This window comes from Flectobacillus major DSM 103 (genome assembly GCF_000427405.1).
GTDB classification, from domain to species: Bacteria; Bacteroidota; Bacteroidia; order Cytophagales; family Spirosomataceae; genus Flectobacillus; species Flectobacillus major.
Window position 1 is genome coordinate 2860542 of the sequence record NZ_KE386491.1, and the last position, 26543, is coordinate 2887084.

Consider the following 26543-nt stretch of genomic DNA (forward strand, 5'->3'; position numbering starts at 1 on the left):
GATGTATAAATATGCTCATTTACTTTTCTACTACTGCAAAATATAGGGTAAACCCTGATAATGTACCTCAGTTTTTTTCGTATTTTTCGCCCCGATTATTTTGCAATAATACCTCTTATTTTAATACTGTTCTTTTGGTAAAATTTGAGTGGCAATTGTATTACAAAACCATATTTTTCTAATAGTGTACCTTTTCATTCGTACAAAACCCCAATTCACAAATGTTAAAACGTTTGATTTGTTTACTTATACCCGTTTCTGTTTTTGCACAGACAGAAATACCATTAAATGATTTGAGCTACTTCAAAAAGCCTAGTGCCAATTGGAGTATCGAAGGGCAGGTTGTTGGCACAGCCAATGGCGAAGCCCTGAAAGTTAGCTCAGGAAAAGGTATTTTGTTAAATACCCTCAAAGGCCCTAAATATCAACGTACTGATGATTTGGTATTTGGTTTTGAGCATGGCGATATTCGTCTTTCGCTCGACTACATGATTCCGACAGGCTCAAATTCAGGTATTTATTTACAAAGCCGCTACGAAGTTCAAATCATGGATAGCTGGCTCAAAGCCAATCCTAACGATGGCGATGCTGGTGCTATTTATCACCGCTGGGACGAATCGCGTGGAGCTGGCAAAGAGGGTTATGAAGGGCATGCTCCTAGGCAAAACGCTATCAAAGCTCCTGGCCTTTGGAATCACCTCGAAATTGATTTTAAAGCACCTCAATTTGATGCTTCTGGCAAAAAAATCGCTAATGCTCGCTTTGTAAAAGTAGTATTGAATGGTGTGTTGATTCATGAAAATATCGAACTACTAGGCGTTACACGTGGGGCCGTATCAACGCAAGAAACAGCCAAAGCTCCTATTATGATTCAAGGCGACCACGGGCAGGTAGCTTTCAAAAATATTCGCTATGAAGTTTTTGACAAAACTCCTGCAACCTTCAGCCCTGCTACCTACGAGTATTACCAAGGCAAATTTGGTAACCTCCAAACAGGAACTAACAAGCCCGTAACAACAGGTACAACGGCCATACCTACCATGAAGTTGGCAGAGGCTAAATCTGATTTTCTTTTGAAGTTTCAAGGTAAAATCACGATTCCAGAAACCGACACTTATACCTTTACTACCAACTGGACAGGTTCGGGTGCATTGTTGATTGATAACGACACCATTACCAATGGAAGCCACTGGTACAGCGAAAATGTAAAAGGAAGCAAAAAACTGTCGGCAGGCGAGCATTCTTATACATTGATTTATGCAAAAGATTTTGGTTGGGGGCCTAAAGGACTAGGCTTATTTATAGAAAGAGTAGGCACTGCCAAACAATCTATTACAGAACGTACTTCCTTACCAGAGCCAGAAGCTACGCCACTTGTAGAAGTAGCTGTAAATCAGGAAACTGTACTACAACGTTCTTTTGTTGTCTATAATGGTGTAAAAAAGACACATGCTATTAATGTAGGTATGCCTAATGGCCTGAATTTCTCTTATGACCTCAATCAAGGAGGATATTTACAAGCTTGGAGAGGAAAGTTTTTGGATGCTACTCAAATGTGGCATGATCGTGGCGAACCCCAAACATCGGAGCCTATGGGTGCGGCTATTACAGCTAATGATAAATTTCCTTTAGCATTTTTGACGAGTGCCTCAGCCAGTTTTCCCGATTCGTTGACCAAAAGCGACCTTCAATACAAAGGTTATACTTTACAAAAAAATGAGGCTTCTAAAATCAACTCGGTATTTCCTATTTTCCAATACGAATACAAAGGGCTAAAAGTAAAAGATACCTCTGTTCCATCGGCTCGTGCTGAGGGTATCATCCGTCAGATAAGCTTTGAGGGAGCAACCCCTGCCAATACACAACTTTATGCCCTTCTTGCCGAAGGCTCTTCTATTATCAATCTTGATACCCAACGTTTTGGCGTTGATAATCAACAATACTATGTAGAAGTACTTTCTTCAAATCCGAATAACAAACCTTTTATTCGTGAAAACAAAGGCAAAATGCAATTGTTGATGCCTCTTACTGGTCTGAAAGAATTGTCTTATCAATTGACTTTCTAATCTTTAGTATTGATAACGGTGAAATACCAAGTAATATCTCAGAAAATGAAAAAACGATTTAACATATTATTATCAATAGGCTTGTTGGGGCTAGTAACTCAAGGAACAATAGCTCAAACCAAACCAAAACCTTATACCGAAGAGGATTTTTACGAAATCAAAACCATTGCTATTCCCGACGGTATTAAGCTAGAAGCAGGTGGATTGGCCCCTATGCCCGACGGACGTATTGGCGTGTGTACTCGTAGAGGCGAAGTTTGGATTATCGAAAACCCTTACCAACTCAACGGAACGAAACCAAGCTATACCCTTTTTGCTAGTGGCTTGCACGAGTCATTGGGGTTGGCCTATTACAATGGTTCTTTTTATTGTACACAACGTGGCGAACTAACCAAATTAACCGATACCGATGCCGATGGCAAAGCAGATATTTATGAGTCTGTGGCTAACTGGGATTTGTCGGGCAATTACCACGAATATTCTTATGGCCCTGTTTTCGACAAAAATGGCGATATGTACCTAACGTTCAATGTGGCGTGGGTGGGCTATGGCGAAGGTAAACTTGCTAAATGGCGTGGCTGGCTTGTAAAAGTGAAAAAAGATGGTACTCTTGAGCCTGTAGCTACAGGTTTACGCTCGCCAGCAGGTTTCACGATCAATTCTAACGGTGATGTCTTGTATGGCGAAAACCAGGGTGACTGGGTAGGATCGGGTAGAATAACACATCTTGAAAAAGGTGACTTCGCAGGAAATGCAGGGGGCTTGTTCTGGACAAAAGAGCCCGAATCGCCTTTAAAACTTACCAAGGCTGATATTCCTGACACAGGCGAACCTATGTACGAAGCTGCCAAAAAAGTAAAAGCCCTTAAATTACCTGCGGTGTGGTTTCCGCATGCTTTGATGGGTATTTCGACAGCCGATATGATTGAAGATGAAACAGGTGGCAAATTTGGCCCTTTCCAAGGACAATACATTGTGTTTGACCAAGGGCAATCAAAGGCTATGCGTATGACCCTAGAGAAAGTAAATGGCAAATATCAAGGAGCTTGTTATCCATTCCGTGAAGGTTTTCAGTCGGGAACGGTTCGGGCAAGATGGGGCAACGATGGCTCTATTTTTGTTGGTATGACTTCAAGAGGTTGGGGGTCTACAGGAAAAGACTTGTATGGTCTTCAACGCTTGGTTTGGAATGGCCGTATGCCTTTCGAAATGAAAAATGTACGTGCTATGCCCGATGGCTTTGAAATTGAGTTTACACAACCTGTAACCTTGAAAAGTGCCGAAAATGCCAGTAGCTACGAATTGAAAAGCTTTACTTATAAGTACCACCACGAATATGGTAGCCCTATTATTAATCAAGAAAAAACACCTTTAAAGGGTATCATTGTTTCGGCCGACCGCCTCAAGGTTCGCTTAGTAATGGATAACCTTCGCAAGGGATATATTCATGAGGTACGAGCTACAGGCTTAATCAACGACGAAGGACAACCCCTTTTGCACGATGTAAGTTATTATACCCTCAATGATATTCCGTCGGGAGAAGCGGCAAAACTAAGCCCTACTCAAAAGGTAACCCAGCCAGCGGCAACTCCTAGTAAACCAACGAAAGCTCCTGCCACAAAAGGTAAAGTAGCCTTAGAAAGCGGTTTGATCGACACTAAATTGGTAGCATCGTTGCTCAAAAAGCATGCTTGTACCAGTTGTCATGCCGAGGCTACCAGAGTAGTAGGGCCTGCTTTTACAGAAGTAGCCAAACGCAATTATACCAACGAACAAATTTTAGAGCTTGTGTATCATCCAAAACCAGAGAACTGGCCAGATTACGCTACCGAAATGGCATCAATGACACACGTACCAAAAGCCGATGTGCTAAAGATTGCTGCTTGGATTAATTCTCTTGGCAAAAAATCAAAAGTAGATTTGAATAAAATTGAAAATAGAGACTAGCGTATTGCCTTATACCCAAAAAAGCCACCGAAAACTCGGTGGCTTTTTTTAGAATAAACCAACAGATTAATTAATCAATCTACGACACTTTCACTTTTTTTAACGGAATCGGCTGTCATGGCCTGTTCTTTTGTGTCTTTCTTGCTAAATGGCATCTTATAATTTTGCCATGTCAAATACTCTTCTTTGGGTTGAGTCCTTTCTACCACTACTGCTTTTTCAACCGACTTGCTACCTATAATTTGTTTGTAGTTTCTACTAATTGCTACATTGTCGGTAACAGGTATTCCTTTTTTACTTTTTTTAGCTGCGGCGGCAGCTTTGTTAGGGTGTTTGTAATTGCTAGTACTATAGCCTGGGTCACCTGCGGGAATCTCCTGAGCGAACGAACCAAAGCTTGCTACCGTTAACAAACTCGCCCAAAAAAATTTCACTTTCATAATTTAATTGATTGTATGTGTTTTGTTTCAGAATTTACACAGTCAATACAGCCTTTTGTTACTAAGCTGCCATAGTATAATCATCGGTATCGAATGTTTTTTTATACAATGCTCTGAAAGTAGGTACCATACCCAACATTTCTTCGAGCTTATACTGAGCCTTGCGGTAAGTATAGTTGTTTTTATTAGATGCTACCAATGATTTAAACAGATGCGACATCATATAAAGCTCTTGTACGTGCATGGTAAAATCCAAGATTTCGTACATCAAGAAGCCCTTCTGTCCGTCGTCGGTCATCATAAATAATACTAAGTAAAAGTTCTCATCTTTTACAAAAGATATAACCTGGTTTTGGTTAAAATCTTTAGGCATATATCCAAAGTCTACTAAGCAATCTATGATTTCGACATCGCTAATAGTAGTATATAAATTTGGGGTCAAAAACTGGTTGTTCATCATCGTCGCTTCCATATCTTTTCTCTATTAAAATTGTAAGAGTTTATTTCGTTGTTGTGAATTATGAACGAAAGATTACAATAAAAAGTTTGATTGTCAAGTACTTAGAAAATAACCAAAAAGTTCATTTTTTGACGCAAATAAGACTTTTTCTAGTACTTTTCTTGATGAATCACCAGTTTTATGAAGCGTTTTTTTCTCAATTTTCAATTTTATCTTCGATTCCTGTACTTTTTTAAAGTATCCTCTCTAAAAAAGATAAAAAATAAATTTTTTAAATATTTTTTTGCACTTTAAATATCTACAAGTTGACTTTTCGCATCTTTTTGAATGAATTATGTTCTTTTTTCAAAAAAAATGTTCAAATACTATATCTGTTGACCAAAATACGGTAAAAATCCCTAAAAATGAGTACTAAAAGGAGGTTAATAAGTCAAAAAACAAATAAGTATAATTACTTATAAATATTTTAATATTTTTTTAGATAAAAACAAAACCCCCTCATTAGTCTAGCTGATGAGGGGATTTATAAGCTGATTTACTTACCGTACTTCAAGGACTCAAAATGAAGATTCTTCTTGCCTTTTCTGGTAATTAAATATAGGTTATCGTATTCTGAATCTGGTAAATTTTGAGGCTCAAACTTTACCCCAAAATAGCGGATGATGTCGGGAACGGTATTGCTATGCCCAACAATCAACACATTTTTGGTAGCTACACCTGCTTTTTGGAGGTTATCTTTCAGAAAAGTGTCTTTGGCACTGTACCAAAGGGTATCTATTTTCTGATTAATCCGCAAAGAATCGGCAGTTTGCTGTACTCGAAGGTATTCAGTTACCCATATTTTCTGGATATTTTCCCCTTCTAACCGCCGATACAATGCCCCCGCTCGGGCATAACCTTGCTGATTAAGCGGCCTCTGGTGGTCGTCGCCTTTATAATTGGTCTCTTTTTCAGCATGACGTACCACATAAATTTTGTAGGTATTCTGACAAGACGACACCGCCAGCATTCCTAGCAATACACAACCCAATATCTTTTTTTTCATTGCTCACTTAAAGGTTTTTGGGAGTAAAGCCCATATTATAAAATAAGAAAGCATAAATATCGGCTGTTTGCTCTATACTCTTGGCGGTGTTGCTTGCTCCATGCCCCGAGTTGACATCTACTCTTATAAGCAGAGGGTTGGCTGAACTAGCCCCTGCTTTTTCCTGCAAAGTAGCAATATACTTGAACGAGTGTGCAGGCACAACACGGTCGTCGTGGTCGGCAGTAGTAGCCATCGTAGCTGGATACGCCACCCCTTGCTTGATATTGTGTAGGGGAGAATAGCCATATAAGTTTTTGAAATCGACCGCATCGTCGGCATTGCCATATTCTGGCGACCAGTTCCAGCCAATCGTAAATTTATGATAACGCAACATGTCCATTACACCCACTTGTGGAAAAGCAACTTTACATAAATCAGGACGCTGGTTGATAACAGCACCAACCAGTAATCCTCCGTTTGAACCTCCACGCAGTGCCAAATGCTGGTTATCGCAGTATTTCTGAGCAATCAGGTATTCGCCAGCAGCAATAAAATCGTCATATACATTTTGCTTTTTGAGTTTCATACCTGCTTCGTGCCATTTTTCGCCATACTCAGCTCCACCTCTGATATTGGCCAAGGCATACACTCCGCCTTGCTCCAAAAACGGTATCAATGTAGCACTAAAAGCGGGCAATGAACTTATATTAAATCCACCATAGGCATATAATAAGGTGGGATTTTGGCTGTCGAGCTTCAAGCCTTTTTTGTAAGTAATAAACATTGGTACTTTTGTACCATCTTTACTAGCATAAAATACCTGTTTGGTTTCAAAAGCCGCAGGGTCAAAACTCAGCTCTGGCTTACGGAACAGTGTACTTTTTTGAGTAGCAATATCGTATCGGTAAATAGTTGGCGGAAATGTAAACGAGGTAAATGTATAGAATACAAATTTGTCGTCGTTGTTACCTCCAAAACCCGAGCAAGTACCCAAGCCCGGGAGTTTTACTTCGTTTTCTAGCTTACCACTGGTACTATATACATATACACGAGTTGTAACGTCTTTGAGGTACGACAAAAACAGCTTTCCTCCCGCCGACTGAGCTCCTTGTAATGGTTCTGGTTTTTCTGGCACAAGGTTTTTCCAAGATTTGTCTGCTGGATTATACAATTCAATCTTCGAGTTTTGAGCTTTTTCGTTGGTTTCGATCAAAAACTTATCACCAACGTTGTCAATCACCGAATAAGAAAAATCGCCCACTTTGGCCACAATAGGGGTAAATTGTTTGTCATCTGCTTTTTTGAAAAACAAAGCGTTACCTTCTTTACCTTTTCCTCGGTCGCTTACAATCAAAATAGCAAACTTTTCATCTTCGGTAACTTGCAAATAATGGAATCGTTGTGGGTTAGCAGGGTCTTCGTGTATCAATTTATCGGCCGACTGAGCTGTACCTACTTCATGATACCATACTTGGTGATTTTCATTTTTGGCAGCCAATGCACTTCCCTCTGGCTTAGGATAACGGCTATAATAAAAGCCATTACCTTGCCACGATAAAATAGATACTTTAATCCACTCTATTTTATCAGACAAATTTTGTTTGGTAGTAAGATCCATCACAAAAGCATCTTGCCAGTCAGAACCACCCTTCGACAAAGTATAAGCGGCGTACTTTCCATTTTTAGAAATCACAAAACTCTGCAAACGAGTAGTTCCATCGGGCGAAAGTTGGTTGGGGTCAAGTACCACCTCAGGCGAGCCATCGAGTCCTTTTTGACGGTACAATACCGACTGGTTTTGCAAACCATTATTTTTATAGAAATAATACCAGTCATTTTTGCGAGAAGGTGCCGAAAACTTAGGGTAATTAAATACCTTTTCGATACGCTGCTTTAGAGCAGCCCGATGTGGTATTTTGTCTAAATAATCGAATGTAACCTTATTTTGCTCTTTTACCCATTGAGCCGTTTCGGCCGAACGGTCGTTTTCAAGCCAACGATAAGGGTCGGCTACTTCAGTACCATGATAATTGTCTACTTGATTAACCTTTGCGGTGTTGGGATATTGCCATTGAGCCATACTAAGAATCGGAGCTAGTACCAAAGACGATACCAGTGTGAGCGTTTTGTTCATTAGATAGATACTTTTAGATTGTTGACAAACATTCTTTCTCTCGAAAATAAGGATAAATCTGCAAAAAATGAATTTTCACGAATCTATCACCTTGGCTTTGGTCTCACAAAAAACATACTTGGTCGGCAAATACCAAACCCATAAACTCGTTTATTGTTGATGACCAACACTTTGTTTAAGTTTGTAAAAAAAAAAGCAGTGAAAACAAGCAAATCCATCAACATACAACAAGTAGTTATTCACATTATTGCATGGTCATGCTTTGCAGCTCTTCCTTATATTTTGAAGGGAACAGTACCCGACCCTCCACGGGTTGGTGCAGTTCCACCTGCTCCAAATGCTAATGCTACATTGTATTTTACATTGTTGGGAATGCTCAACATTCCGTTTTTTTATATCAATAGCGAGTTTCTAATTCCGAAGTTTTTGAATAAAAAAGGGCTTTGGCAATATATATTGGCCATTGTTATTACAATAGCAGCCTTGTTTTATATCAATGGCTATTGCAAAGCCCTATTGTTTGGCCCGCATGTATCACGTTACCCAAGGCTTGGTACTATTTTTCAAACCCTCTTTGTACTGGCAATTAGTTCTAGTTATAGAATTATGGCCGACAATATGAGAAAAGAAGAAATCAGAAAAGAACAAGAAAACGAACGGCTCAAATCGGAATTATCGTTTTTGCGTTCGCAGATTAGTCCGCACTTTATGTTCAATGTACTGAATAGCATTGTATCGTTGTCGCGTCGTAAGCCCGATTTAGTAGAACCAGTTGTCATAAAACTTTCAGAGCTTATGCGGTATATGCTCTATGAGTCGGATGGAGCCAAAGTTTCGTTAGAAAAAGAGGTACAGTATTTACAAGGCTATATCGACCTACAGATGATTCGTTTTGGCGATGATGTGCATTTAACCTTTCAAAAACCCATTATTGAAAACCATCAGTTAATAGAGCCAATGCTTATTATTCCGTTTGTAGAAAATGCCTTTAAGCATGGCGTAGGTATGATTATGAATCCAGAAATTCATATCAAGCTAGCTATACAAGTCGACGAGCTTCATTTTGAGGTACGCAATAAAATAAATTCGCAATACAAAGAAGTAAAAGACCAATCCTCGGGGATTGGCCTAAACAATGTCAGTCGCCGTTTAGAACTCCTTTATCCAAATCAGCATACCCTCCAAATCCTGTCAGATTCTGATTGGTATAGTGTACATTTAACCATCAAAACATAATTGCTACCTATTTTATTAAACTTTATGGTTAGTTATTTATCCAACTGCCCTTGAAAGGTTTTATCTATTAGAGTACTTAGATTAGCAACAATTTCTATCAAAATATTGTTAGCCTACCTATACACATAGATACTTTACATTGGGGGATGCCCAAACTTTTGTGTTTTGGCTATCGGTATTACTCAAAAGTATTTTTGAATACACTTGATTAAATAAAACCTCTGTTCAATCTATCGACAAATACCTATTTGTTGACACAAACTCTTCTCATATATTATGATACAATTAAACTGCATAGCGGTAGATGACGAAAATCTTGCACTTGATTTACTAGAAGATAACATTAAGAAAGTGCCTTTTTTAAATCTGGTTAAACGTTGTAAAAATGCTTTTGATGCCATTGAAACCCTTCAACATGAAAAAATAGATTTACTTTTTCTTGATATTCAAATGCCTGGTATTACAGGAGTTCAGTTTTTACAAAGCTTCAAAGAGCCTCCTATGGTAATTTTTATTACGGCTTATCAGCAATACGCCCTAGAGGGTTTTGAGTTAAGTGTAATAGACTACTTATTAAAGCCTGTAGCTTTTGAGCGTTTTTTGAAGGCTGTCAATAAAGCCTACGAATTGCATAACCTCCATATCAAAAGCAATCAAATCGAAAATGAGACCAAGGTGCTTCCTCCTCTCGAAAGCGATTCGTTGTTTGTCAATGCCGATTATTCGTTGGTCAAAATAAAAATAGCTGATATTACTTATATCGAAGGGCTCAAAGATTATATCAAGATTCATTTAGAAAGTAATAACAAGCCTATCGTAACCCGTATGACCATGAAGGCGATTGAAGAAAAATTACCGTCTCAAGCTTTTTTCAGAATACACAAATCTTATATTATTTCATTAGACAAAATCGAGTCTATCCGCAATCTAAAAATCAAAATAGGCTCTGCTCAAATTCCAGTAAGCGAGCATTACTCCGAAGATTTCTTCAAACGAATAGGTCAATAACTATTCCTAAAAATATCAGGCAGACGTATATTCTTTGCTTGATATTTTTTTTTGTATTCTTAGCCATAACCTATTTTTATCTTCACAATTCACGTATACATCTACACACTTTTCTTCTCAGCCGACTTTCTGTAGGCTCGTGGCAACGCACACTCATACTTCGCTGGTCAATGATGCTGATATATTATCAGAATAATCAAGCATTTATTAAACCTAATGTTTCCTCCCCAAAGAAGGTATGAGAAAAATATTATTACTAATCACTATGGTAATTTGTAGCGTTTCGGTTGTTTGTACGGGACAACAAATGCCTACATCGGTCAACACAACAGGTATTACTATTAAAGATGAATTTTATAACAATACATCCTTACATGAAATTTGTCAAGACCTTGAAAAGAAAACAGGACTCAAAGTCGATGCCGACCTTACTCTTATTGCTAAATACCGTATAAGTTATTGGTTTCAGAACATAAAGGCCGAAATAGGTTTTAAAGATGCCCTCAAAGGAACAGACCTCAAGGCTTATGTCGACGAAAACAGTATTTTGCATATTGTTCCAAAAACACAAAAAGTTGTTATTGCCAAAGCTGTTACCCAAATGGCCTATCGTGGCAAAGCGGAAAAAACTAATTTTAGTATTTCTGGAAAAATCGTAGATGCCAAAACAGGCGAATCGCTTGCTTTTACGTCTATTTCGGTAAAAGGACGCAAAACAGGTGTACAAACCAACGTTGATGGGCTATTTACTTTACAAAAAATTCCGAGCGACACCAGTGCTTTGGTGATTAGTTATATTGGCTACAAAACGCTTACGTATTACCTCAACCCCCAAACGCCAACCACAAACCTCAAAATTGAACTTGAGGCCGACAACGAAATATTGGATGAAGTAGTCGTTTCGGGCGAAAAAACAGAAGTCATGAAAGTCAACGAAACCGTTGGTATGTTTATGATGACACCCAAGAATATTGCCAAACTACCCAATGTTGGCGAAAAAGATATATTTAGGGGGTTTCAGCTCATGCCAGGTATTAGTGCCGCCAACCAATCGTCGTCGGGGCTTTATGTACGAGGTGGTACACCCGACCAAAACTTGGTTTTGTACGATGGCTTTACAGTATATTATGTCGACCACCTTTATGGTTTTTTTAGTGCTTTCAACTCCAACCCCATCAAAGACGTAAGGCTGTTTAAAGGAGGCTTTGAAGCCAAATACGGAGGGCGTGTGTCGAGTGTAGTAGATATTACCAGCAAAGATGGCAACCAAAAAGAGTTTAACGCTACCGCCGATGTTAGTTTATTAAGTGCCAATATTTTGGCGGAAGGCCCTATTTCTAAAAAAATTACATTTGTCGTAGCTGCACGCCACTCTTGGGCGGGGCCATTGTACAACAAAATTTTCAATACGTTCAAAAGTCAACAAACCGCCAATAGTTCTAATGGAGGCTTTGGTGGACAATTTGCTCGTCGTTTCCAATCTGGACAAACGGTGTCGTCGTATTTTTATGACCTCAACGGCAAAGTAACTTTTCGCCCTACCCAAAAAGACAATCTTACGCTTAGTATTTATAATGGTGAAGACTTTCTGGATAATTCCCAAAATCTTTCTTTGCCATTTGGTGGTACACGTTCGGGAGGCTTCAACAATACCGACGTATCTAATTGGGGCAATACAGGGGCAAGTTTTAAATGGTCTCGACAATGGTCTGAAAAGTTTTATACCAATACCCTTATGAGCTTTTCTAACTACTATAGTAAGCGAGACAACACCAACCAAAACTCCATTACCCGCACCGATGGTACTACCCAAAACATTAAGTTTGGTTCGCTAGAAAGCAACGACCTCAAAGATATATCGTTCAAATCTGATTTTGAATACCGTGCATCAGCTCATAATTTGATTGAATTCGGTGTACAAGCCAGTCACCTACAAATACAATATTCGTACAGCCAAAACGATACCACAGAAGTATTAGGCAAAAATGATAAGAGCAATACGCTGGCGGCCTATTTGCAAGATGAAATCAAGTTTGGTGATAACAAACTTGTACTAAAACCAAGTATGAGAGTTACGTATTATGATATTACCAAGAAAAACTACTATGAGCCTCGTATATCAGCAACATTTGCTCTGACCAAGAAAATTCAACTCAAAGGAGCTATTGGGCAATATTACCAGTTTGCCAAACAAGTAGAACGTGAAGATATTTCTAATGGAAGTCGTAGCTTTTGGCTTTTGGCCAACGACAGTTATTTGCCTGTAACGTCATCGACCCATTACATTGTGGGTGGTAGCTACGAAATAGATGACTATGTTTTTGATGTGGAAGCCTATTACAAAGATATTCAGAACGACACCCGATACACCTTACGCTTTGCCCCACAAATTGGCCGAGGTTTGGTAGCCGACGAAACCTTTTTTACTGGAACAGGCAAAGTAAAAGGTATCGACTTTTTGTTACAGAAAAAATTTGGTGATTATACTGGCTGGATAGGCTATACATTGGCCCAATCCGACAAAAATATTGCTCAGTTTTCGGCCACTACCTTCCCCTCCAACTTTGATGTTCGTCATGAGTTCAAAAGTGTGAATATGTATAAAATGGGGCGTTGGGATTTTTCTCTTACTTGGATTTATGCTTCTGGCAAGCCCTATACCTCTATTACTGGGGGGTATGTTATCAAGCTTTTGGATGGTACAGAAAAAGACTTTACCAGTCCTTCTACCACCAATGCCAACCGACTGCCTGCTTCGCACCGCATGGATATTGCCGCTACTTATAATTTTGTACACGGTAGCATTGGGCTTTCGGTTTTTAATGTCTATGGCCGTAGCAACGTTTGGTACAAAAAATTCCAAACTATTACCGACACCGAAACCAACGAAAAGTATTTGTCTGTAACCGATGTCAATTACTTAGGCTTTACGCCCAACCTGACATTTACTTACCGACTGAAGTAAGAGTATTTGTGTTCTATTTTGTATACAAAACTTTTGTTCAAAAACATTCGCCCAGAAATCTTACACGAATTTTGTACGAACACTTCAATAAAACATAGCCCTATTTTTTTATCAAATTTTGTAGAAAACATCATGAAAATATTCTCATATATCATCTTATTATTGGTAGGTGCATCACTACTGTCGTGTAGTAATGAAGGCTCGGTCGAGGCAAGCGACATTCCTGTTGTAGAAGCCTATTTGGTAGCTGGAAAATCGATTTCGGTACATATCAAAAAAGAAATTCCTTACAGCGAAGAAAGTATTAGTACCGAACAGCCTATCGACGGCCTGGTAGTAACCGTTGCGGGCGGAGGCAATACTTATGCCTTAAAATCTATTGGCAATGGCGACTATCTGTCCGACTCTACCGTAAAGCTACAAGTAGGTATTACTTATTCTTTGGCCTTCGACTATTCAGGCAAGCACGTTTCGGCTAGCACGATTATTCCGAGTAAGCCCCAAAGTTTTGTTAGCGACCAGTCTTCTATTTATTTAACTCAAGTAGATTTAAGCCAAGGAGGATTTCCAAGCGGTGGTGGTGGCTTTGGTGGAGAGTCACAAATCAAGTTAACTTGGGACAATACCACAAGTGATTATTATTTTGTGGTAGTTGACAATATCGAAACCAACCCAACCCCTGTAATTATTTTGCCCGACGATAGCAATATTCCTGCCGATAATCGCCGATTCAGAAGCCAGCCTGTTCAAGGAACGCAAACCCAACTAAACCCCAATCAATTTCAGTATTTTGGAATGCATAATATTATTTTGATGCACGTCAATGCTGATTATGCAGCACTATACCGTAGTACAGGCTCTACCTCACAAAATATCAGTACCCCTCCTACTAGCATTGCCAATGGCTTTGGTATATTTACAGGAGTAAATGCCGACACACTTTCTTTTGAAGTAAAACAACGATAAAATTTAGTCTCTTATGAATAAAACCCTATTTAATATACATTCACAAGAGACTAAACTCAATAATACATAGCAAATCCATAATTAAAATTACAGAATCTTATATTCTACGAATAAACAAGAAAAAAAACACTAGTCAACAAACCATACTTACTTTATTTTATATTAACTATTTTGCACAAAACTCAACTATATAAAGTTTAATACTGTGCAAAATATATCCATACTCTTCCAAGATTTACTCCATGAGTTTATCATTTTCCTAAGACTAGAAGGTCTTTTGGCCATTATTCACGACGGTAATTGGCGGGCATTCAAAACTATCGACGGTATCTTTACGGTACTGATGCCCTTAGCTCCTATTATTATTGTCATCGAAGTAGTTTTACTTTTATTTACCCATCAATTCAACAAAAAGTTTTACAAAATACCTTTTCTTATTATTATCATTAACCGTATCCTTGAAAAGACCCTAAAACTATCTATTACTTTATTTTTTATCACATTATTCAAGAACTACGCCTTGTTCAATATTAGCTTCAAATGGTATTTTGTACCACTTGGATACCTTATTTATGAATTAAACTCCTTTATTAGGCACTATGCAGCACACAAAATCAGGTTGCTTTGGTGTAGCCATGCGGTACATCATTCTGCTACCGAAATAACCTCGTCTGTTACTTTAACTACAGCATACCTAGAAAATATCTATACCGACATCTTTGCTGCTAGTTTTTGTACCTTGATGGGCTTAACACCTTCATTATTCTTTTTTGTCATGATTTTGGATAGTATTTGGGGGGCATTTGTTCATATCAGCGAAAAAACCCTCAAAAATGGTAGACTAGGTTTTTTGGAAAAACTCATTCTAACGCCATCACATCACCGAGTACACCATGCCAGTAATGACTTGTATATGGACACCAATTTTTGTTCTGTTATCAATATTTGGGATAGGGTTTTTGGGACATACCAAGAAGAAAAAGTATATGAACCTGTCAAATATGGCATTACGAGGCCTATGAATGCCCATAATTTTTGGGATGTATATTTTGGCGAATATGTGGCCTTGTGGCACGATGTAAAAAATGCCAGAGGAATCAATAAAATTAAATATATTTTTATGCCGCCTGGGTGGCATCCAAATGGCGAACAACAAACCGCTAAAATACTGCGTCAAAAAGCAATGAATCGAGAATAAATAAAACATGAATCATCTCATGTGCTATTAATTTAGAAAGGCGGTCGAAAAACTAATTTCGACCGCCCTTTTCATGATAAATTTCAAAAATAATCATTCATTTACTCCATCACAAAATTTGGGATGGCTCATATTTTTATAAATACTATCTATTATTTTTTACGACCCCCAAAATGATACCCTACGCCAAACCAAGCCCTGATAATACCGCTTGTACCCTCTGCATTATTGATATAGGGCGAAATCTCGAAATTAACACTCAATTGAGGTGTTTTTTCTAAAGGATATATTCTTGTACCCATACTCCCAAAATAGCCCTTTACCAGATCTGTTTCATTGACTATAGCCCCAACAAAGCCAAAGTTTACGCCACCTCCCAAATAAAAATCTGCTTTTTCGGCTTTCAAGACATTGAGCATCAAAGCAGGCTCGGTATTGAGCGATGACGAAAAGGAATTTAATTGAAAACGACAATCAACCCAAAGCCTTTTGGTAGGATTTGATGAAACCGACAAAATATTACTCCAAGGATAATAGCTTACCGCTTGAGCCTGAGCCTTGAAAGAATACAGAGAAAATATAATTTGGCTAAAAATAGCGAGGCCGAATAATTGTTTTTTATTCATACGTTTGGGTAAAATCTGATTAATTGAGCCAAAGATAAAAGAAGAATGTGTGCTTCCCAATAAATAATCATCAACTCTCTGTAACTTTGCTGCCTTATAAAAGGAAAGTTCCGCTTGCCTTCAAGCTATCCCTTTCGTCAAATCATCAAAAAGGTTCTAATGTTTCGTTAATAATATGTCTGTTCTAAAGAAATTGGCTGGAGAAACAGCCTCTTATGGTATTAGTACTATTTTGGGTAGGTCAATCAATTTTTTATTGGTTTTCATTCACACAGCGGCTTTTATTCCCGACGAGCTTGGCGTTAATGTCAAACTATACAGCTATGTAGCCGTAGCCAACATTATTTATACATACGGCATGGAAACAGCCTTTTTCCGTTTTGCGGCCGAAGACAAACACAAGTTTTATAATATTATCCAAAGTGCCTTATTGGTAAGTAGCACTTTATTTTCGGGTATTTTAATTGTATTTTCAAGTAGCATTATCCAAGAATTGGGCTATCCCAACAAAGAGATTTATTTAATATGGTTAGCCATTATTGTTTGGATAGATGCCGTTACTGCGATTCCATTTGCTAGGCTTCGTTTAGAGAAAAAAACCAAAAAATTTGTTGTTGCCAAAATCTCCAACATTCTTCTAAATGTTGCCCTCAACGTTATATTTCTATTGGGTTTCAAAAAAATTGCCGAAGGCGAATACCTTATTTTCTTACAACCTCTTGCCCAAAAACTATACAGCCCTAGTATTGGGGCAGGCTATATATTCTTGGCTAACCTTATTGCCAATGCGTCATTCTTTATTTTCCTTCGTAAAGAAATGGCCGACTTTCGTTTTCAGTTCGACAAAGAGATTTTCAAAGATCTTTGGATTTACGCATACCCTATTATGATAATGGGCTTGGCAGGCATGGTCAATCAGGTATTCGACCGCATATTATTAGAACGATTTTTACCCGAAAACTTCTATCCCAACAGAACAGCACAAGCCGCCCTTGGAATTTATGGCAATGCCTACAAGCTTTCTATATTTATGGCCCTGTCAACACAAGCATTTAGGTATGCTGCCGAGCCATTTTTCCTTTCCAAAACGGCCGACAAAAATGCTCCAGAAACCTTAGCACAAGCCACCAAATGGTTTATGATTGTTTGTATATTTATTTGGCTAGGCGTTTGTATGAATTTAGACTGGCTCAAAGTACTTTTTTTACGCAAGAAAATTTATTGGGAAGGCGTTAGTGTTGTGCCAATTTTGTTATTAGCCAATCTATTTTTGGGTATTTATTACAATATTTCGGTTTGGTTCAAGCTCAACAACAAGACCTACTTTGGTACATATATCACTATTTTTGGCTTACTTGTCACCGCTGTACTCAATATTATACTGATTCCACGCATGGGCTACATGGGCTGTGCCATAGCATTTTTTGTATCGTGCTTTAGCATGACAGCACTATGCTATTATTATGGACAAAAATATTATCCTGTACCCTACAAAATAAAATCGGCCTTTGGTTATATCATTACAGCAGGAGCTTTAATTTATTTTACCTTAAAAATACCCATTAGTAACCTCTGGCTATCAATACCTTACCATTTAATCTTACTAGGATTATATACAATTGGTGTGATTATTGTAGAGAGAGATACCGTATTGCCTCAACGCTGGAAAGACCGACTAAAAACCTTATAAAGCCGAATGGTCTATAAGATTGCTTGAGAATTATATACCACTCAATAAAAAAAGCATTAGATTTGCTCTAACTTTAAGAGAAAATTAAGAAATTTGTATTAGATTTAGATCTGGTATGTTTGTAAAAAAAAATACCACTCTGCTCATTACCTTAAACTTTGTAATTGCCATATAATTTCATCAATCCATGACTGAATTTCAGATACGAACTATTATTGACTCCTTAGAAGTAAAACTAAGGAAGTTGGTTATGGCTCATAGCGACCTGAAAGAGCAATTAAAGGCAGCACAAAAGGAAAAGGAGCTTTTAAAAAAGAGCCTTATTGAAGCAGAGCGGGAAAACCACGAACTACAGAAAAAATTAAACGAACAGTCGAAAAACTTTAAAAAATCAGATAAATTTACTAAGATTGTAGCGAACAATCTCAAAAACGCAGGCAACACTGCCGAATTGAAGGAAAAACTTGACGAATATATCTTGGAAATAGAAAAATGTATTAGTCAACTAAGCAACTAAATCAATAGGTGTCTGGATAGTAGCAATACAAAACTATAGGTAAAAAAATCTTGAAATACGTTATTTTTGATTTTTGATTCCTACTAAATTCCTAAACCCAATGGCGGAAAAAATACCTTGCAATATTAAAGTAGGTCTCAAAGAATTCAATTTAATGGTGGGTCGTGAGGAGGAAGAGTACGTACGCAGGGCAGCAAAGTTGATTAATGAAAGAATGGATTTTGTAAGAGAAAAAGTAGGTCTCTCTGAATCGTATGAACTATTGGCTTTTGTAGCCTTAGACTATGCGATTGACAATCTGAAATTTGATAGCAAACATTCTGATCTCCAAAAAACTGTAATGACCAAAATTTCTGAAATGGATTCCCTCGTTGATTCTATTCTGAAATAAACATTACATTACAAGTGTTATTCGTTAAAAATATGCAATACAAATAGATGTTTTATTGATAAAATCACCAGCTCATGGTTTGTTGGTTAATTAGAATAAGTTTCTGTTTTGTATAAAGTTTATTTTGTTATTGAAGTGATATATTACTTTTGAATCCTTGATTGATGGGATTATCCATGAACCAGTACCCAACATTGGACAAATAGATATAAATCAAATTTTGATTTAAAAAAATAATCACAATACCATAAAATGGCCTTTCTAGGCATTTTTATGACCATAATAAACTACCATTCATTTCCTCTCTTCTTCGGCATAAAAGGTCTGTTTTAGTACTTTTTTTCACTTTCGCCATTTATATTCTCTCATTGCTCTATAGTAGGCTATAAACAATGATTAACATAAAAGCGATTCTAAAACGATATCTAACAATGCTAACTCCAATCATTGCCGCTGTAGTTTCTCTTGTGGCAGGTATATTTCTGGGTAAAGCCATTTTTGCGAAAAACACCCAAAAGCTTGAAGACGAAGCTATAGCCAAAGCTTCCGACATCGTGAAAAATGCCGAATCACAAGCCGAAAATATCAAGAAAGATAGAATCCTTGAGGCTAAGGAAAAATTCTTGAAACTCCGAGCGGAATTTGAAGATGAATCCAATAAAAAGAAACAAATTCTAATTCAAAACGAACAAAAACTCAAAGAACGTGAGCGTACTATCCAACAATCAATGGAACAAAGCAAACGTTTGGAGTCTGAATTGAATAGCCAACGCCAGTCGGTTGCCGCCAAAGACGAAAACCTTAAAAAGAAACTAGAAGAAGCTGACCGCAAACGTGAGGAAGCTGAAAAAATGTTGGCTTCGCAAGTAGCTCAATTAGAAAAAATTGCTGGCCTTTCGGCCGACGAAGCTCGTCAACAATTGATTGATGCCCTTCGTGGCGAAGCCGAAACAAAAGCGTCGTCTATCATCAAAAATACCATCGAAGAAGCCAAACTTACCGCAACCAAAGAAGCGAAAAAAGTGGTTATCGAAACCATTCAGCGTACTGCTGCTGAAAATGCTATTGAAAACTGCGTATCGGTATTCAATATCGAATCGGACGATGTAAAAGGTAAAATCATTGGTCGTGAAGGACGTAATATCCGTGCCTTAGAATCAGCAACGGGTGTTGAATTTATTGTAGACGATACCCCAGAAGCCATCATTATTTCAGGCTTTGACCCTGTTCGCCGTGAAATCGCTCGTTTATCGCTTCACCGCTTGGTACAAGATGGCCGTATTCACCCTGCTCGTATTGAAGAGGTAGTAGCCAAAACAAAGAAAAATATCGACGAAGAGATTATCGAAATTGGCGAACGCACTGTTATAGATTTGGGTATTCATGGGCTTCACCCAGAACTTATCAAAATGGTGGGTAGAATGCGTTTCCGCTCTTCGTATGGACAAAACCTACTACAGCACTCACGCGAGGTAGCCAAGCTTTGTGCTACTATGGCAGCCGAATTGGGCTTAAATGCCAAATTGGCCAAACGTGCGGGTTTATTACACGATATTGGTAAAGTATGGCCAGAAGAAGCTGAGTTACCTCACGCTATTTTGGGTATGCAGTTGGCCGAAAAATACAAAGAAAATCCAGAGGTTTGTAATGCTATTGGAGCTCACCACGACGAAATCGAGATGACTTCTATGATTTCGCCAATCATTCAGGTATGTGATGCTATTTCGGGGTCTCGTCCTGGGGCTCGCCGCGAAATGATGGAATCATATATGCGTCGCCTCAAAGAATTAGAAGAACTTGCTACAAGTTTTAGTGGTGTCCAAAAATGCTACGCTATTCAGGCTGGTCGTGAATTGCGTGTATTAGTAGATTCTGAAAATGTTTCTGATGAAAAAGCAAGTATGCTTTCTTATGATATTTCTCAAAAAATTGAAAAAGAAATGCAATATCCTGGCCAAATCAAAGTAACGGTTATTCGTGAAATGCGTGCCGTAAATTATGCTAAATAATTCATCGAGGTACAATTGAGTTGTCATATTGTACCTCTACTATATTTTCAAAAGCCTCAATAAACACACCGTTTACTGAGGCTTTTATCTTTACACTAGAGGTATATAGATATTATACTGGATTAAAGATTTCTGATTGCAGAATAAGGTTACCATATTGCATTTACAACAATGAAAAAGGCTAATCATTCCGAAAGCAAATATCTCACCTCTGAAACATTTCAATCATTCATTCACTACTATCTTTACATTCACGATTCAACACACTCAGGACTATGTTAAAGAAGCTCATATTATTGGTTTGGACATCGGTATTACTTTATGGTTGTGCCACGGTTTATACGCCTCCTGTCAACACCCCAACACCCAATACCAAAACTACAGTAAGTACCAAAATAGCACAAAACTTTCCAGAGGGCTTTGACCAAGCTAGTAAAAACAAGTATGAAAATGGACTTATTTCAACCAATTCGGGCGAGTGGTATCTGGAAAACGCTATGATGGGAAGCACCGATAACGATGCAAAAGTTGGGAATAAATCTATCAGAATAAAAGACAATGGTTTACTCAGAATGAATTTTGATATTAGCTCGGGGATTTATCAATTGCGTATCAAGTCGGGCTTATACCAAGTCGATAAAAGTGCTAATTACGAAGTATGGATTTCGACTAACCGAGGTTCTTCTTGGCAAAAAATAGGTAATACTATTACGGTTACAGATAAATTTTTGAAAGAAAATATTTTTAATATCAATATCCAACAGCCTGTCCGCTTTGAAATTCGTAAGACCGATGGCCTCACTAGCCGAATCAATATCGACGATATAGGTATCTCGACTTACCTCAGTGCTAATCCAGCTCCTATACCAAGCCCCAAGCCAAACCCTAGCCCCAAAAATATTGCTACAAAAGACAACAACCTATTATTAGGCAACCCTAGCAATGCCATTGCCAATACCAGTTATAGCAACAATTTTCTGATGGTAAAAAATGCCTATGCTCTTTCGTACAACAAATCGAAAGGTACGGCCAATTGGGTAAGCTGGCATGTAAGCAGTGCATGGAAAGGCGATACCCCACGCCAAAATGATTTTAAGCCCGACAGTAGCCTTCCACAAGGCTGGGCAGCCATAAGCCCTCGTGACTATACCGATTCTGGTTTTGACAGAGGACACCTCTGCCCTTCCGACGACCGAGATGGAAGCGTTGCCGAAAACCAAGAAACGTTTTTGATGACCAACATGACCCCACAAGCCCCCGAAAACAACCGTGGTGTCTGGAAAAGCTTGGAGGAATATGGCCGTAAATTAACCGAACAAGGTTATGAACTCTATGTAATAGCTGGCCCAGCAGGCAAAGGTGGTACTGGCTCGAATGGTACAGCCCAAGTAATAGGCAACAAAAACCAAGTGACTGTTCCTGCTTCGCTATGGAAAATAATCGTTGTTTTGCCTATTGGGCAAGATGACTTATTCAGAATTTCGGCTGATACTCGTATCATTGCAGTAAATATTCCTAACAATAATAGTGTAAGTAATACACGTTGGACAGACTATCGGGTTTCGGTAGATGCCCTCGAACGTCTTACAGGATTTGACTTTTTGTCGGATGTACCTACCGATATTCAATCAATTATTGAAGCTAAAATTGATAACCAATAGTCCTCATGATATACATCAAAGCCCCTGAATCGCCCCAAGAGTGGGAACAGTATTATGACCTCCGCTTTACAGTTTTGCGTGAACCTTGGGGACAACCCAAAGGTAGTGAGGTATTAAAAGACGAACACCAAGTAATACACGCCATGGCAGTAGAACAAGCAACAGGCAAGGTATTGGGTGTTGCAAGGCTTCAACAAAACTCGGAAGAAGAAGGACAAGTACGTTGTGTAGCAGTATCAAAAGATGCCCAAGGAAAAGGTGTTGGTAAAATTTTAATGCAGTACCTAGAAAACGCCGCATTACAAAAAGGCATAAGCTATATTGTACTAGATGCCCGAGAAAATGCCTTACCTTTTTACAAAGCAATAGGTTATAGCATTGTTAGCGAATCGTATTTACTCTTTGGCCAAATCCAACATTGGAAAATGCAAAAAAGCTTGTCTTAAATAAGCAAATTTGACTATTCAAAGGATACTTTTTTACAATCAATTGATTTTCAAGAAGATTTATTACATATTTTATACAATTTTCAAGAAATCAATTGATCCAATAACAGAATATTTGAGGGAATAATAAAGATAAGCTGTAACTTTGTATCTTATTTATTTTCATAATCATGACTTTCGAAGAATTAAATCTCAATAAATTTTTGCTAAATGCTTTGTCTGATTTGGGTATTACTACTCCAACTCCAATTCAGGAAAAAGTGTTTTCGGTAGTAATGTCGGGAAAAGATGTTTGTGGTATTGCCCAAACAGGTACAGGCAAAACCTTTGCTTATTTACTCCCCTCGCTTAGACAATTTCAGTTTTCTAAAGAAAAACTTCCTCAACTCATTATTCTTGTACCAACTCGTGAATTAGTAGCTCAGGTAATGGAGTCGGTTCAGCAATTAACAACCTATATGAGTGTCAAGACTGTCGGTATTTATGGCGGGGTCAACACAAGGCCACAAATGGCTGAAATACTATTGGGTGTTGATATTTTGGTAGCAACCCCAGGGCGTTTGGTGGATTTTTTGATGAATGGTACTATAAAACCTAAAAATGTAAAACGCCTGATTATCGACGAATTTGACGAGATGTTGAACCTTGGATTTAGGGCTCAGCTTACTGTTATTTTCGACAAGCTTCCTGCCAAAAGACAAAACTTGTTGTTTTCGGCTACGCTAACACGCGATGTAGAACAACTGGTAGATACATTTTTTAATAACCCCGTGCGGGTAGAAACTGAGCCAGCGGGTACACCTCTTGATAGTATTTCTCAGCAGTATTACGAAGTACCCAATTTCTTTACCAAAGTAAATTTACTGAACCTTCTGCTAAAAAATGATAGCAGCATGACCAAGGTATTGGTTTTTGTGGCTACCAAAAAGCTTGCAGATACTTTATTTGAACAATTACAACCTACACTCAAAAACAAAGTAGATGTAATTCACTCTAATAAAAATCAAAACCACCGTTTCAATTCGGTCAACCAATTTGAATCTGGAGATTGTCAGGTATTGATTGCCACCGATATTATTGCTCGTGGGTTAGACATCGAAGAAGTAACACATGTTATCAACTTTGATATGCCTGACGTTGCCGAAAATTATATTCATCGTATTGGTAGAACTGGTCGATACGACAAAGACGGTATTGCTATTTCGTTTGTTTCACCTAAAGAAGTAGAGTTCTTGGAACAAGTAGAAGCGTTGATGAATATGCAAGTACCATTGCTAGAGTTGCCAGAAGATTTAGTATTTTCAGAACGCCTTTTAGAGGATGAGGTATCGAAAGTAGGTATGAAGTTTATTACCAAACTACCCGATATTAATGCAGGAGGCTTAGCCTATCATGACAAATCAGAAAAGAATAGTAAAACAAATGTGCGGAGAAATCACCAAGCAGAAATGAAGAAAAAATATGGCCGTTCGTATGAAAACAGGTCGAGAAAATAGATGCGTTTTTTTCCCTACAATAAGCTGGCTGATTACTTCGCCAGCTCATTGTAGGGAAGAAGCTTTGCTGTGTTATTTCTGAATTTTCACATCAAAAACAACTTTTCCTTGAGTATATAAATTAGCTACTTTAGTAATAGATTTTACCCGAATTAGTCCCTTCTTCATTTTAGCACCATCGCCTTTTCTATACATATACAATTTACCTTCTTCAATCAAAATAGCCTGACTAACCGACGTAATGTTCAAGGCTTGTAATGTAGTATTATCGGCCGCATCAAAATCAATACCAAACGGAGCTTCTTGGAAATAAGTAGGATTACCTCCTGCTGTTGATGAGCCTGCACAATTGGCATTTGAAGCTGGTACTGTAGTCGAATACCCTTGATTTACTCTTTCTGGATTTGACAAAAACTGAGGTTTATCGGCAGTTTTGCTCGACGCATAAGTAATATCAACAAACTTAATGTTTGAATCAATATCACACACCTGATACCGTACGCCTGTAGAAGAGGCAAAACGCGATGCCAATTCGTTGCTTTGAGCACCTAATTCGACACCCGACCATGTCGAGATTTGTTCTTCTTTACCAACATTAATTTTAAGCGTTTTTCGTGAAATTAATCCACTGTTGTCTTGCACATCAAAATGCAAATATACAACGCCCGAAGTAGGCGAAACGGTATATTCAAATGTTTGGCTTTGTTCGTCTACGTTTTTGAGTTTTACTTCAAACAAAGGCTGGTCGGTAGTACCACGATAATTGGCTTGCTGGGCTACATAAATACGGGCTACACGAGGCTTGCCACCATCTGGCGATTTCTTAATCAATAACGTTACTGTTACGTTATCGCCATTTCCTGCATATACTTCGGGATTGACATTGAGCGAAGCATCAGTAAAAGAAACATCCAACTTACCAGTAGCGGCAGGTAATTCATTATTAGGGCCGGGCAAAACAGCATCTGGAATTGAATTACAAGCATAAAAGAAAAGAGAGATAAGAGAAAAGAGGATAATAATTGACTTTTTCATTATGGGAGTATTCATTTTAAATTATACAAATTACAAGTACGACACAAGTATAGCGTAATTGTCACCCATAACGTCTAGGTAAATGATTAAGTGGTAAAAAAAAATAGGACTATAATCAAATAGTCCTATTCATTATATAATTAGTATGATTTTTTACAAAACCTCCACTTCCTGAATACCAAGAGCTTTTCCTGCTGTTGGGGTTACCTGAAACTCTACAGGAGCTTTTTTCTCATCTTTGAAAGCTTCACGAGGTTTGATACTCAAAATCTGGAATAACTCTTTATCAGAATTGACAGCTGGGTTTGGAGTAGTCAACAGGACATCGCCCGAGAAAATAGAGTTGGCACCTGCCATAAAGCAAAATGCCTGACCTTCATAAGAAAGCTCTAAACGACCCGCCGAAAGGCGAACCATAGATTTAGGCATAATAATACGAGCCGTTGCAATTGTGCGTACCATGTCCCAAACAGTAGCAGGGTCTTGGCCTTCCAATGGCGTACCAGCAATAGGCACAAGGTTGTTGATAGGTACTGAATCGGGATGTTTTGATAAATTAGCCAATGTCAAAAGCATACCAACACGGTCTTTTGACGATTCGCCCAAACCAATAATACCACCCGAACAAACCGACAGGTTAGCTTTGCGTACGTTTTCGATAGTATTCAGACGGTCGCCGTAGGTTCTTGTCGAAATAATATCTTCATAATGCTCTTCACTTGTATCTACATTATGATTGTAGGCATACAAACCAGCATTTTTCAATTTTTGAGCTTGTTCTTCAGATAACATTCCCAAAGTACAGCAAACTTCCATACCTATAGCATTTACGCCTTTGACCATTTCCAACACTTTGTCGAAATCACGGTTATCACGTACTTCACGCCAAGCGGCACCCATACAAAAACGAGAGCTTCCTGCATCTTTTGCACGTTCGGCAGCAGCCATTACCTCGTCAATTTCCATCAATTTCTGAACTTTGACATTGGTATGATAACGAGCAGCCTGCGAGCAATACGAGCAATCTTCAGGGCAACCACCTGTTTTGATTGACAACAACGTACTGATTTGCACTTCTTGTGGGTCATGATACTGACGGTGTACCGTAGCAGCACGATATACTAATTCTAAGAAAGGAAGGTTGTAGATTTCTTCAATCTCTTCTCTTGTCCAGTTATTTCTAATCATATCCATTTTTTTTGCGATTTGGAACGCTGCGACACCT

At 38.3% G+C, this 26543-nt stretch carries 21 protein-coding genes; 14 read left to right on the forward strand and 7 right to left on the reverse strand.

What is annotated here, in order from left to right; all coding sequences use genetic code 11:
- The first annotated feature begins 221 nt into the window (after positions 1–221).
- The gene (locus FLEMA_RS69525) at positions 222–2066 is read left to right on the forward strand and encodes a 3-keto-disaccharide hydrolase (protein WP_044171850.1); all 1845 of its coding nucleotides are present in this window, start codon (positions 222–224) and stop codon (positions 2064–2066) included.
- A 45-nt stretch (positions 2067–2111) separates the two neighbouring features.
- Complete coding sequence (locus FLEMA_RS69530; RefSeq protein WP_044171851.1) at positions 2112–4013, forward strand: hypothetical protein; 1902 nt, start codon at positions 2112–2114, stop codon at positions 4011–4013.
- Between the two features lie 74 nt (positions 4014–4087).
- Here FLEMA_RS69530 and FLEMA_RS0121800 read toward each other — a convergent pair whose 3' ends face one another.
- The 4 genes from FLEMA_RS0121800 to FLEMA_RS0121835 form a co-directional block, all read right to left on the reverse strand.
- A complete protein-coding gene (locus FLEMA_RS0121800) occupies positions 4088–4453 on the reverse strand; it encodes a hypothetical protein (protein WP_026995989.1) in 366 nt (121 codons plus the stop codon).
- A gap of 61 nt (positions 4454–4514) precedes the next feature.
- Positions 4515–4925 (reverse strand): hypothetical protein, encoded by a 411-nt coding sequence (locus tag FLEMA_RS69535; protein WP_144080109.1) that lies wholly within the window; start codon positions 4923–4925, stop codon positions 4515–4517.
- 523 nt (positions 4926–5448) lie between these two features.
- Positions 5449–5958, reverse strand: coding sequence for a SixA phosphatase family protein (locus FLEMA_RS69540; protein WP_044171853.1), 510 nt, complete (start codon positions 5956–5958; stop codon positions 5449–5451).
- Positions 5959–5965: 7 nt separating this feature from the next.
- Positions 5966–8074 (reverse strand): prolyl oligopeptidase family serine peptidase, encoded by a 2109-nt coding sequence (locus FLEMA_RS0121835; RefSeq protein ID WP_026995992.1) that lies wholly within the window; start codon positions 8072–8074, stop codon positions 5966–5968.
- A 198-nt stretch (positions 8075–8272) separates the two neighbouring features.
- Here FLEMA_RS0121835 and FLEMA_RS69545 point away from each other — a divergent pair, with 198 nt between their 5' ends.
- The 5 genes from FLEMA_RS69545 (at position 8273) to FLEMA_RS69565 (ending at position 15447) form a co-directional block, all read left to right on the forward strand.
- On the forward strand, positions 8273–9310 hold the full coding sequence (locus FLEMA_RS69545; protein WP_044174746.1) for a sensor histidine kinase: 1038 nt from the start codon (positions 8273–8275) through the stop codon (positions 9308–9310).
- A 276-nt stretch (positions 9311–9586) separates the two neighbouring features.
- A complete protein-coding gene (locus tag FLEMA_RS69550; protein WP_044171854.1) occupies positions 9587–10318 on the forward strand; it encodes a LytR/AlgR family response regulator transcription factor in 732 nt (243 codons plus the stop codon).
- A gap of 238 nt (positions 10319–10556) precedes the next feature.
- A complete protein-coding gene (locus FLEMA_RS69555) occupies positions 10557–13283 on the forward strand; it encodes a TonB-dependent receptor (protein WP_044171855.1) in 2727 nt (908 codons plus the stop codon).
- A gap of 132 nt (positions 13284–13415) precedes the next feature.
- Complete coding sequence (locus FLEMA_RS69560; RefSeq protein ID WP_044171856.1) at positions 13416–14249, forward strand: DUF4249 domain-containing protein; 834 nt, start codon at positions 13416–13418, stop codon at positions 14247–14249.
- Between the two features lie 205 nt (positions 14250–14454).
- Entirely contained in the window at positions 14455–15447 is a 993-nt protein-coding gene (locus FLEMA_RS69565) for a sterol desaturase family protein (protein ID WP_229359437.1), read from the forward strand.
- Positions 15448–15599: 152 nt separating this feature from the next.
- On the opposite strand, the gene FLEMA_RS0121990 is transcribed toward FLEMA_RS69565, so the two are convergent.
- On the reverse strand, positions 15600–16073 hold the full coding sequence (locus FLEMA_RS0121990) for a hypothetical protein (protein WP_044171857.1): 474 nt from the start codon (positions 16071–16073) through the stop codon (positions 15600–15602).
- Between the two features lie 175 nt (positions 16074–16248).
- Here FLEMA_RS0121990 and FLEMA_RS69570 point away from each other — a divergent pair, with 175 nt between their 5' ends.
- The 7 genes from FLEMA_RS69570 (at position 16249) to FLEMA_RS69595 (ending at position 24283) form a co-directional block, all read left to right on the forward strand.
- Positions 16249–17763: a lipopolysaccharide biosynthesis protein gene (locus FLEMA_RS69570; RefSeq protein WP_044171858.1), complete on the forward strand. Its 1515-nt coding sequence runs from the start codon at positions 16249–16251 to the stop codon at positions 17761–17763.
- 187 nt (positions 17764–17950) lie between these two features.
- Complete coding sequence (locus FLEMA_RS0122040; RefSeq protein WP_044171859.1) at positions 17951–18280, forward strand: hypothetical protein; 330 nt, start codon at positions 17951–17953, stop codon at positions 18278–18280.
- Between the two features lie 100 nt (positions 18281–18380).
- Positions 18381–18671, forward strand: coding sequence for a cell division protein ZapA (locus FLEMA_RS69575; RefSeq protein ID WP_044171860.1), 291 nt, complete (start codon positions 18381–18383; stop codon positions 18669–18671).
- A 431-nt stretch (positions 18672–19102) separates the two neighbouring features.
- A complete protein-coding gene (rny, locus tag FLEMA_RS69580; protein ID WP_044171861.1) occupies positions 19103–20680 on the forward strand; it encodes a ribonuclease Y in 1578 nt (525 codons plus the stop codon).
- 275 nt (positions 20681–20955) lie between these two features.
- Complete coding sequence (locus FLEMA_RS69585) at positions 20956–22341, forward strand: DNA/RNA non-specific endonuclease (RefSeq protein WP_044171862.1); 1386 nt, start codon at positions 20956–20958, stop codon at positions 22339–22341.
- 5 nt (positions 22342–22346) lie between these two features.
- Positions 22347–22787 carry a GNAT family N-acetyltransferase gene (locus tag FLEMA_RS69590; RefSeq protein WP_044171863.1) on the forward strand — a complete coding sequence of 147 codons (441 nt, stop codon included), beginning with the start codon at positions 22347–22349 and terminating at the stop codon, positions 22785–22787.
- A 170-nt stretch (positions 22788–22957) separates the two neighbouring features.
- On the forward strand, positions 22958–24283 hold the full coding sequence (locus tag FLEMA_RS69595) for a DEAD/DEAH box helicase (RefSeq protein WP_044171864.1): 1326 nt from the start codon (positions 22958–22960) through the stop codon (positions 24281–24283).
- 72 nt (positions 24284–24355) lie between these two features.
- On the opposite strand, the gene FLEMA_RS0122205 is transcribed toward FLEMA_RS69595, so the two are convergent.
- The gene (locus tag FLEMA_RS0122205; protein ID WP_044171865.1) at positions 24356–25318 is read right to left on the reverse strand and encodes a hypothetical protein; all 963 of its coding nucleotides are present in this window, start codon (positions 25316–25318) and stop codon (positions 24356–24358) included.
- A 153-nt stretch (positions 25319–25471) separates the two neighbouring features.
- Positions 25472–26512 carry a biotin synthase BioB gene (bioB, locus tag FLEMA_RS0122210; protein WP_026996010.1) on the reverse strand — a complete coding sequence of 347 codons (1041 nt, stop codon included), beginning with the start codon at positions 26510–26512 and terminating at the stop codon, positions 25472–25474.
- Between the last annotated feature and the right edge of the window lie 31 nt (positions 26513–26543).

Coding starts and splice junctions, on each gene's coding strand:
- FLEMA_RS69525 (WP_044171850.1), top strand. CDS start 222: ATGTTAAAACGTTTGATTTGTTTACTTATACCCGTTTCTGTTTTTGCA.
- bioB (WP_026996010.1), bottom strand. CDS start 26,512: ATGGATATGATTAGAAATAACTGGACAAGAGAAGAGATTGAAGAAATC.
- FLEMA_RS69585 (WP_044171862.1), top strand. CDS start 20,956: ATGTTAAAGAAGCTCATATTATTGGTTTGGACATCGGTATTACTTTAT.
- FLEMA_RS0122040 (WP_044171859.1), top strand. CDS start 17,951: ATGACTGAATTTCAGATACGAACTATTATTGACTCCTTAGAAGTAAAA.
- FLEMA_RS0121800 (WP_026995989.1), bottom strand. CDS start 4,453: ATGAAAGTGAAATTTTTTTGGGCGAGTTTGTTAACGGTAGCAAGCTTT.
- FLEMA_RS69535 (WP_144080109.1), bottom strand. CDS start 4,925: ATGGAAGCGACGATGATGAACAACCAGTTTTTGACCCCAAATTTATAT.
- FLEMA_RS69555 (WP_044171855.1), top strand. CDS start 10,557: ATGAGAAAAATATTATTACTAATCACTATGGTAATTTGTAGCGTTTCG.
- FLEMA_RS0121990 (WP_044171857.1), bottom strand. CDS start 16,073: ATGAATAAAAAACAATTATTCGGCCTCGCTATTTTTAGCCAAATTATA.
- FLEMA_RS69540 (WP_044171853.1), bottom strand. CDS start 5,958: ATGAAAAAAAAGATATTGGGTTGTGTATTGCTAGGAATGCTGGCGGTG.
- FLEMA_RS69560 (WP_044171856.1), top strand. CDS start 13,416: ATGAAAATATTCTCATATATCATCTTATTATTGGTAGGTGCATCACTA.
- FLEMA_RS69530 (WP_044171851.1), top strand. CDS start 2,112: ATGAAAAAACGATTTAACATATTATTATCAATAGGCTTGTTGGGGCTA.
- FLEMA_RS69595 (WP_044171864.1), top strand. CDS start 22,958: ATGACTTTCGAAGAATTAAATCTCAATAAATTTTTGCTAAATGCTTTG.
- FLEMA_RS69550 (WP_044171854.1), top strand. CDS start 9,587: ATGATACAATTAAACTGCATAGCGGTAGATGACGAAAATCTTGCACTT.
- FLEMA_RS69575 (WP_044171860.1), top strand. CDS start 18,381: ATGGCGGAAAAAATACCTTGCAATATTAAAGTAGGTCTCAAAGAATTC.
- FLEMA_RS69590 (WP_044171863.1), top strand. CDS start 22,347: ATGATATACATCAAAGCCCCTGAATCGCCCCAAGAGTGGGAACAGTAT.
- FLEMA_RS69570 (WP_044171858.1), top strand. CDS start 16,249: ATGTCTGTTCTAAAGAAATTGGCTGGAGAAACAGCCTCTTATGGTATT.
- rny (WP_044171861.1), top strand. CDS start 19,103: ATGCTAACTCCAATCATTGCCGCTGTAGTTTCTCTTGTGGCAGGTATA.
- FLEMA_RS0122205 (WP_044171865.1), bottom strand. CDS start 25,318: ATGAAAAAGTCAATTATTATCCTCTTTTCTCTTATCTCTCTTTTCTTT.
- FLEMA_RS0121835 (WP_026995992.1), bottom strand. CDS start 8,074: ATGAACAAAACGCTCACACTGGTATCGTCTTTGGTACTAGCTCCGATT.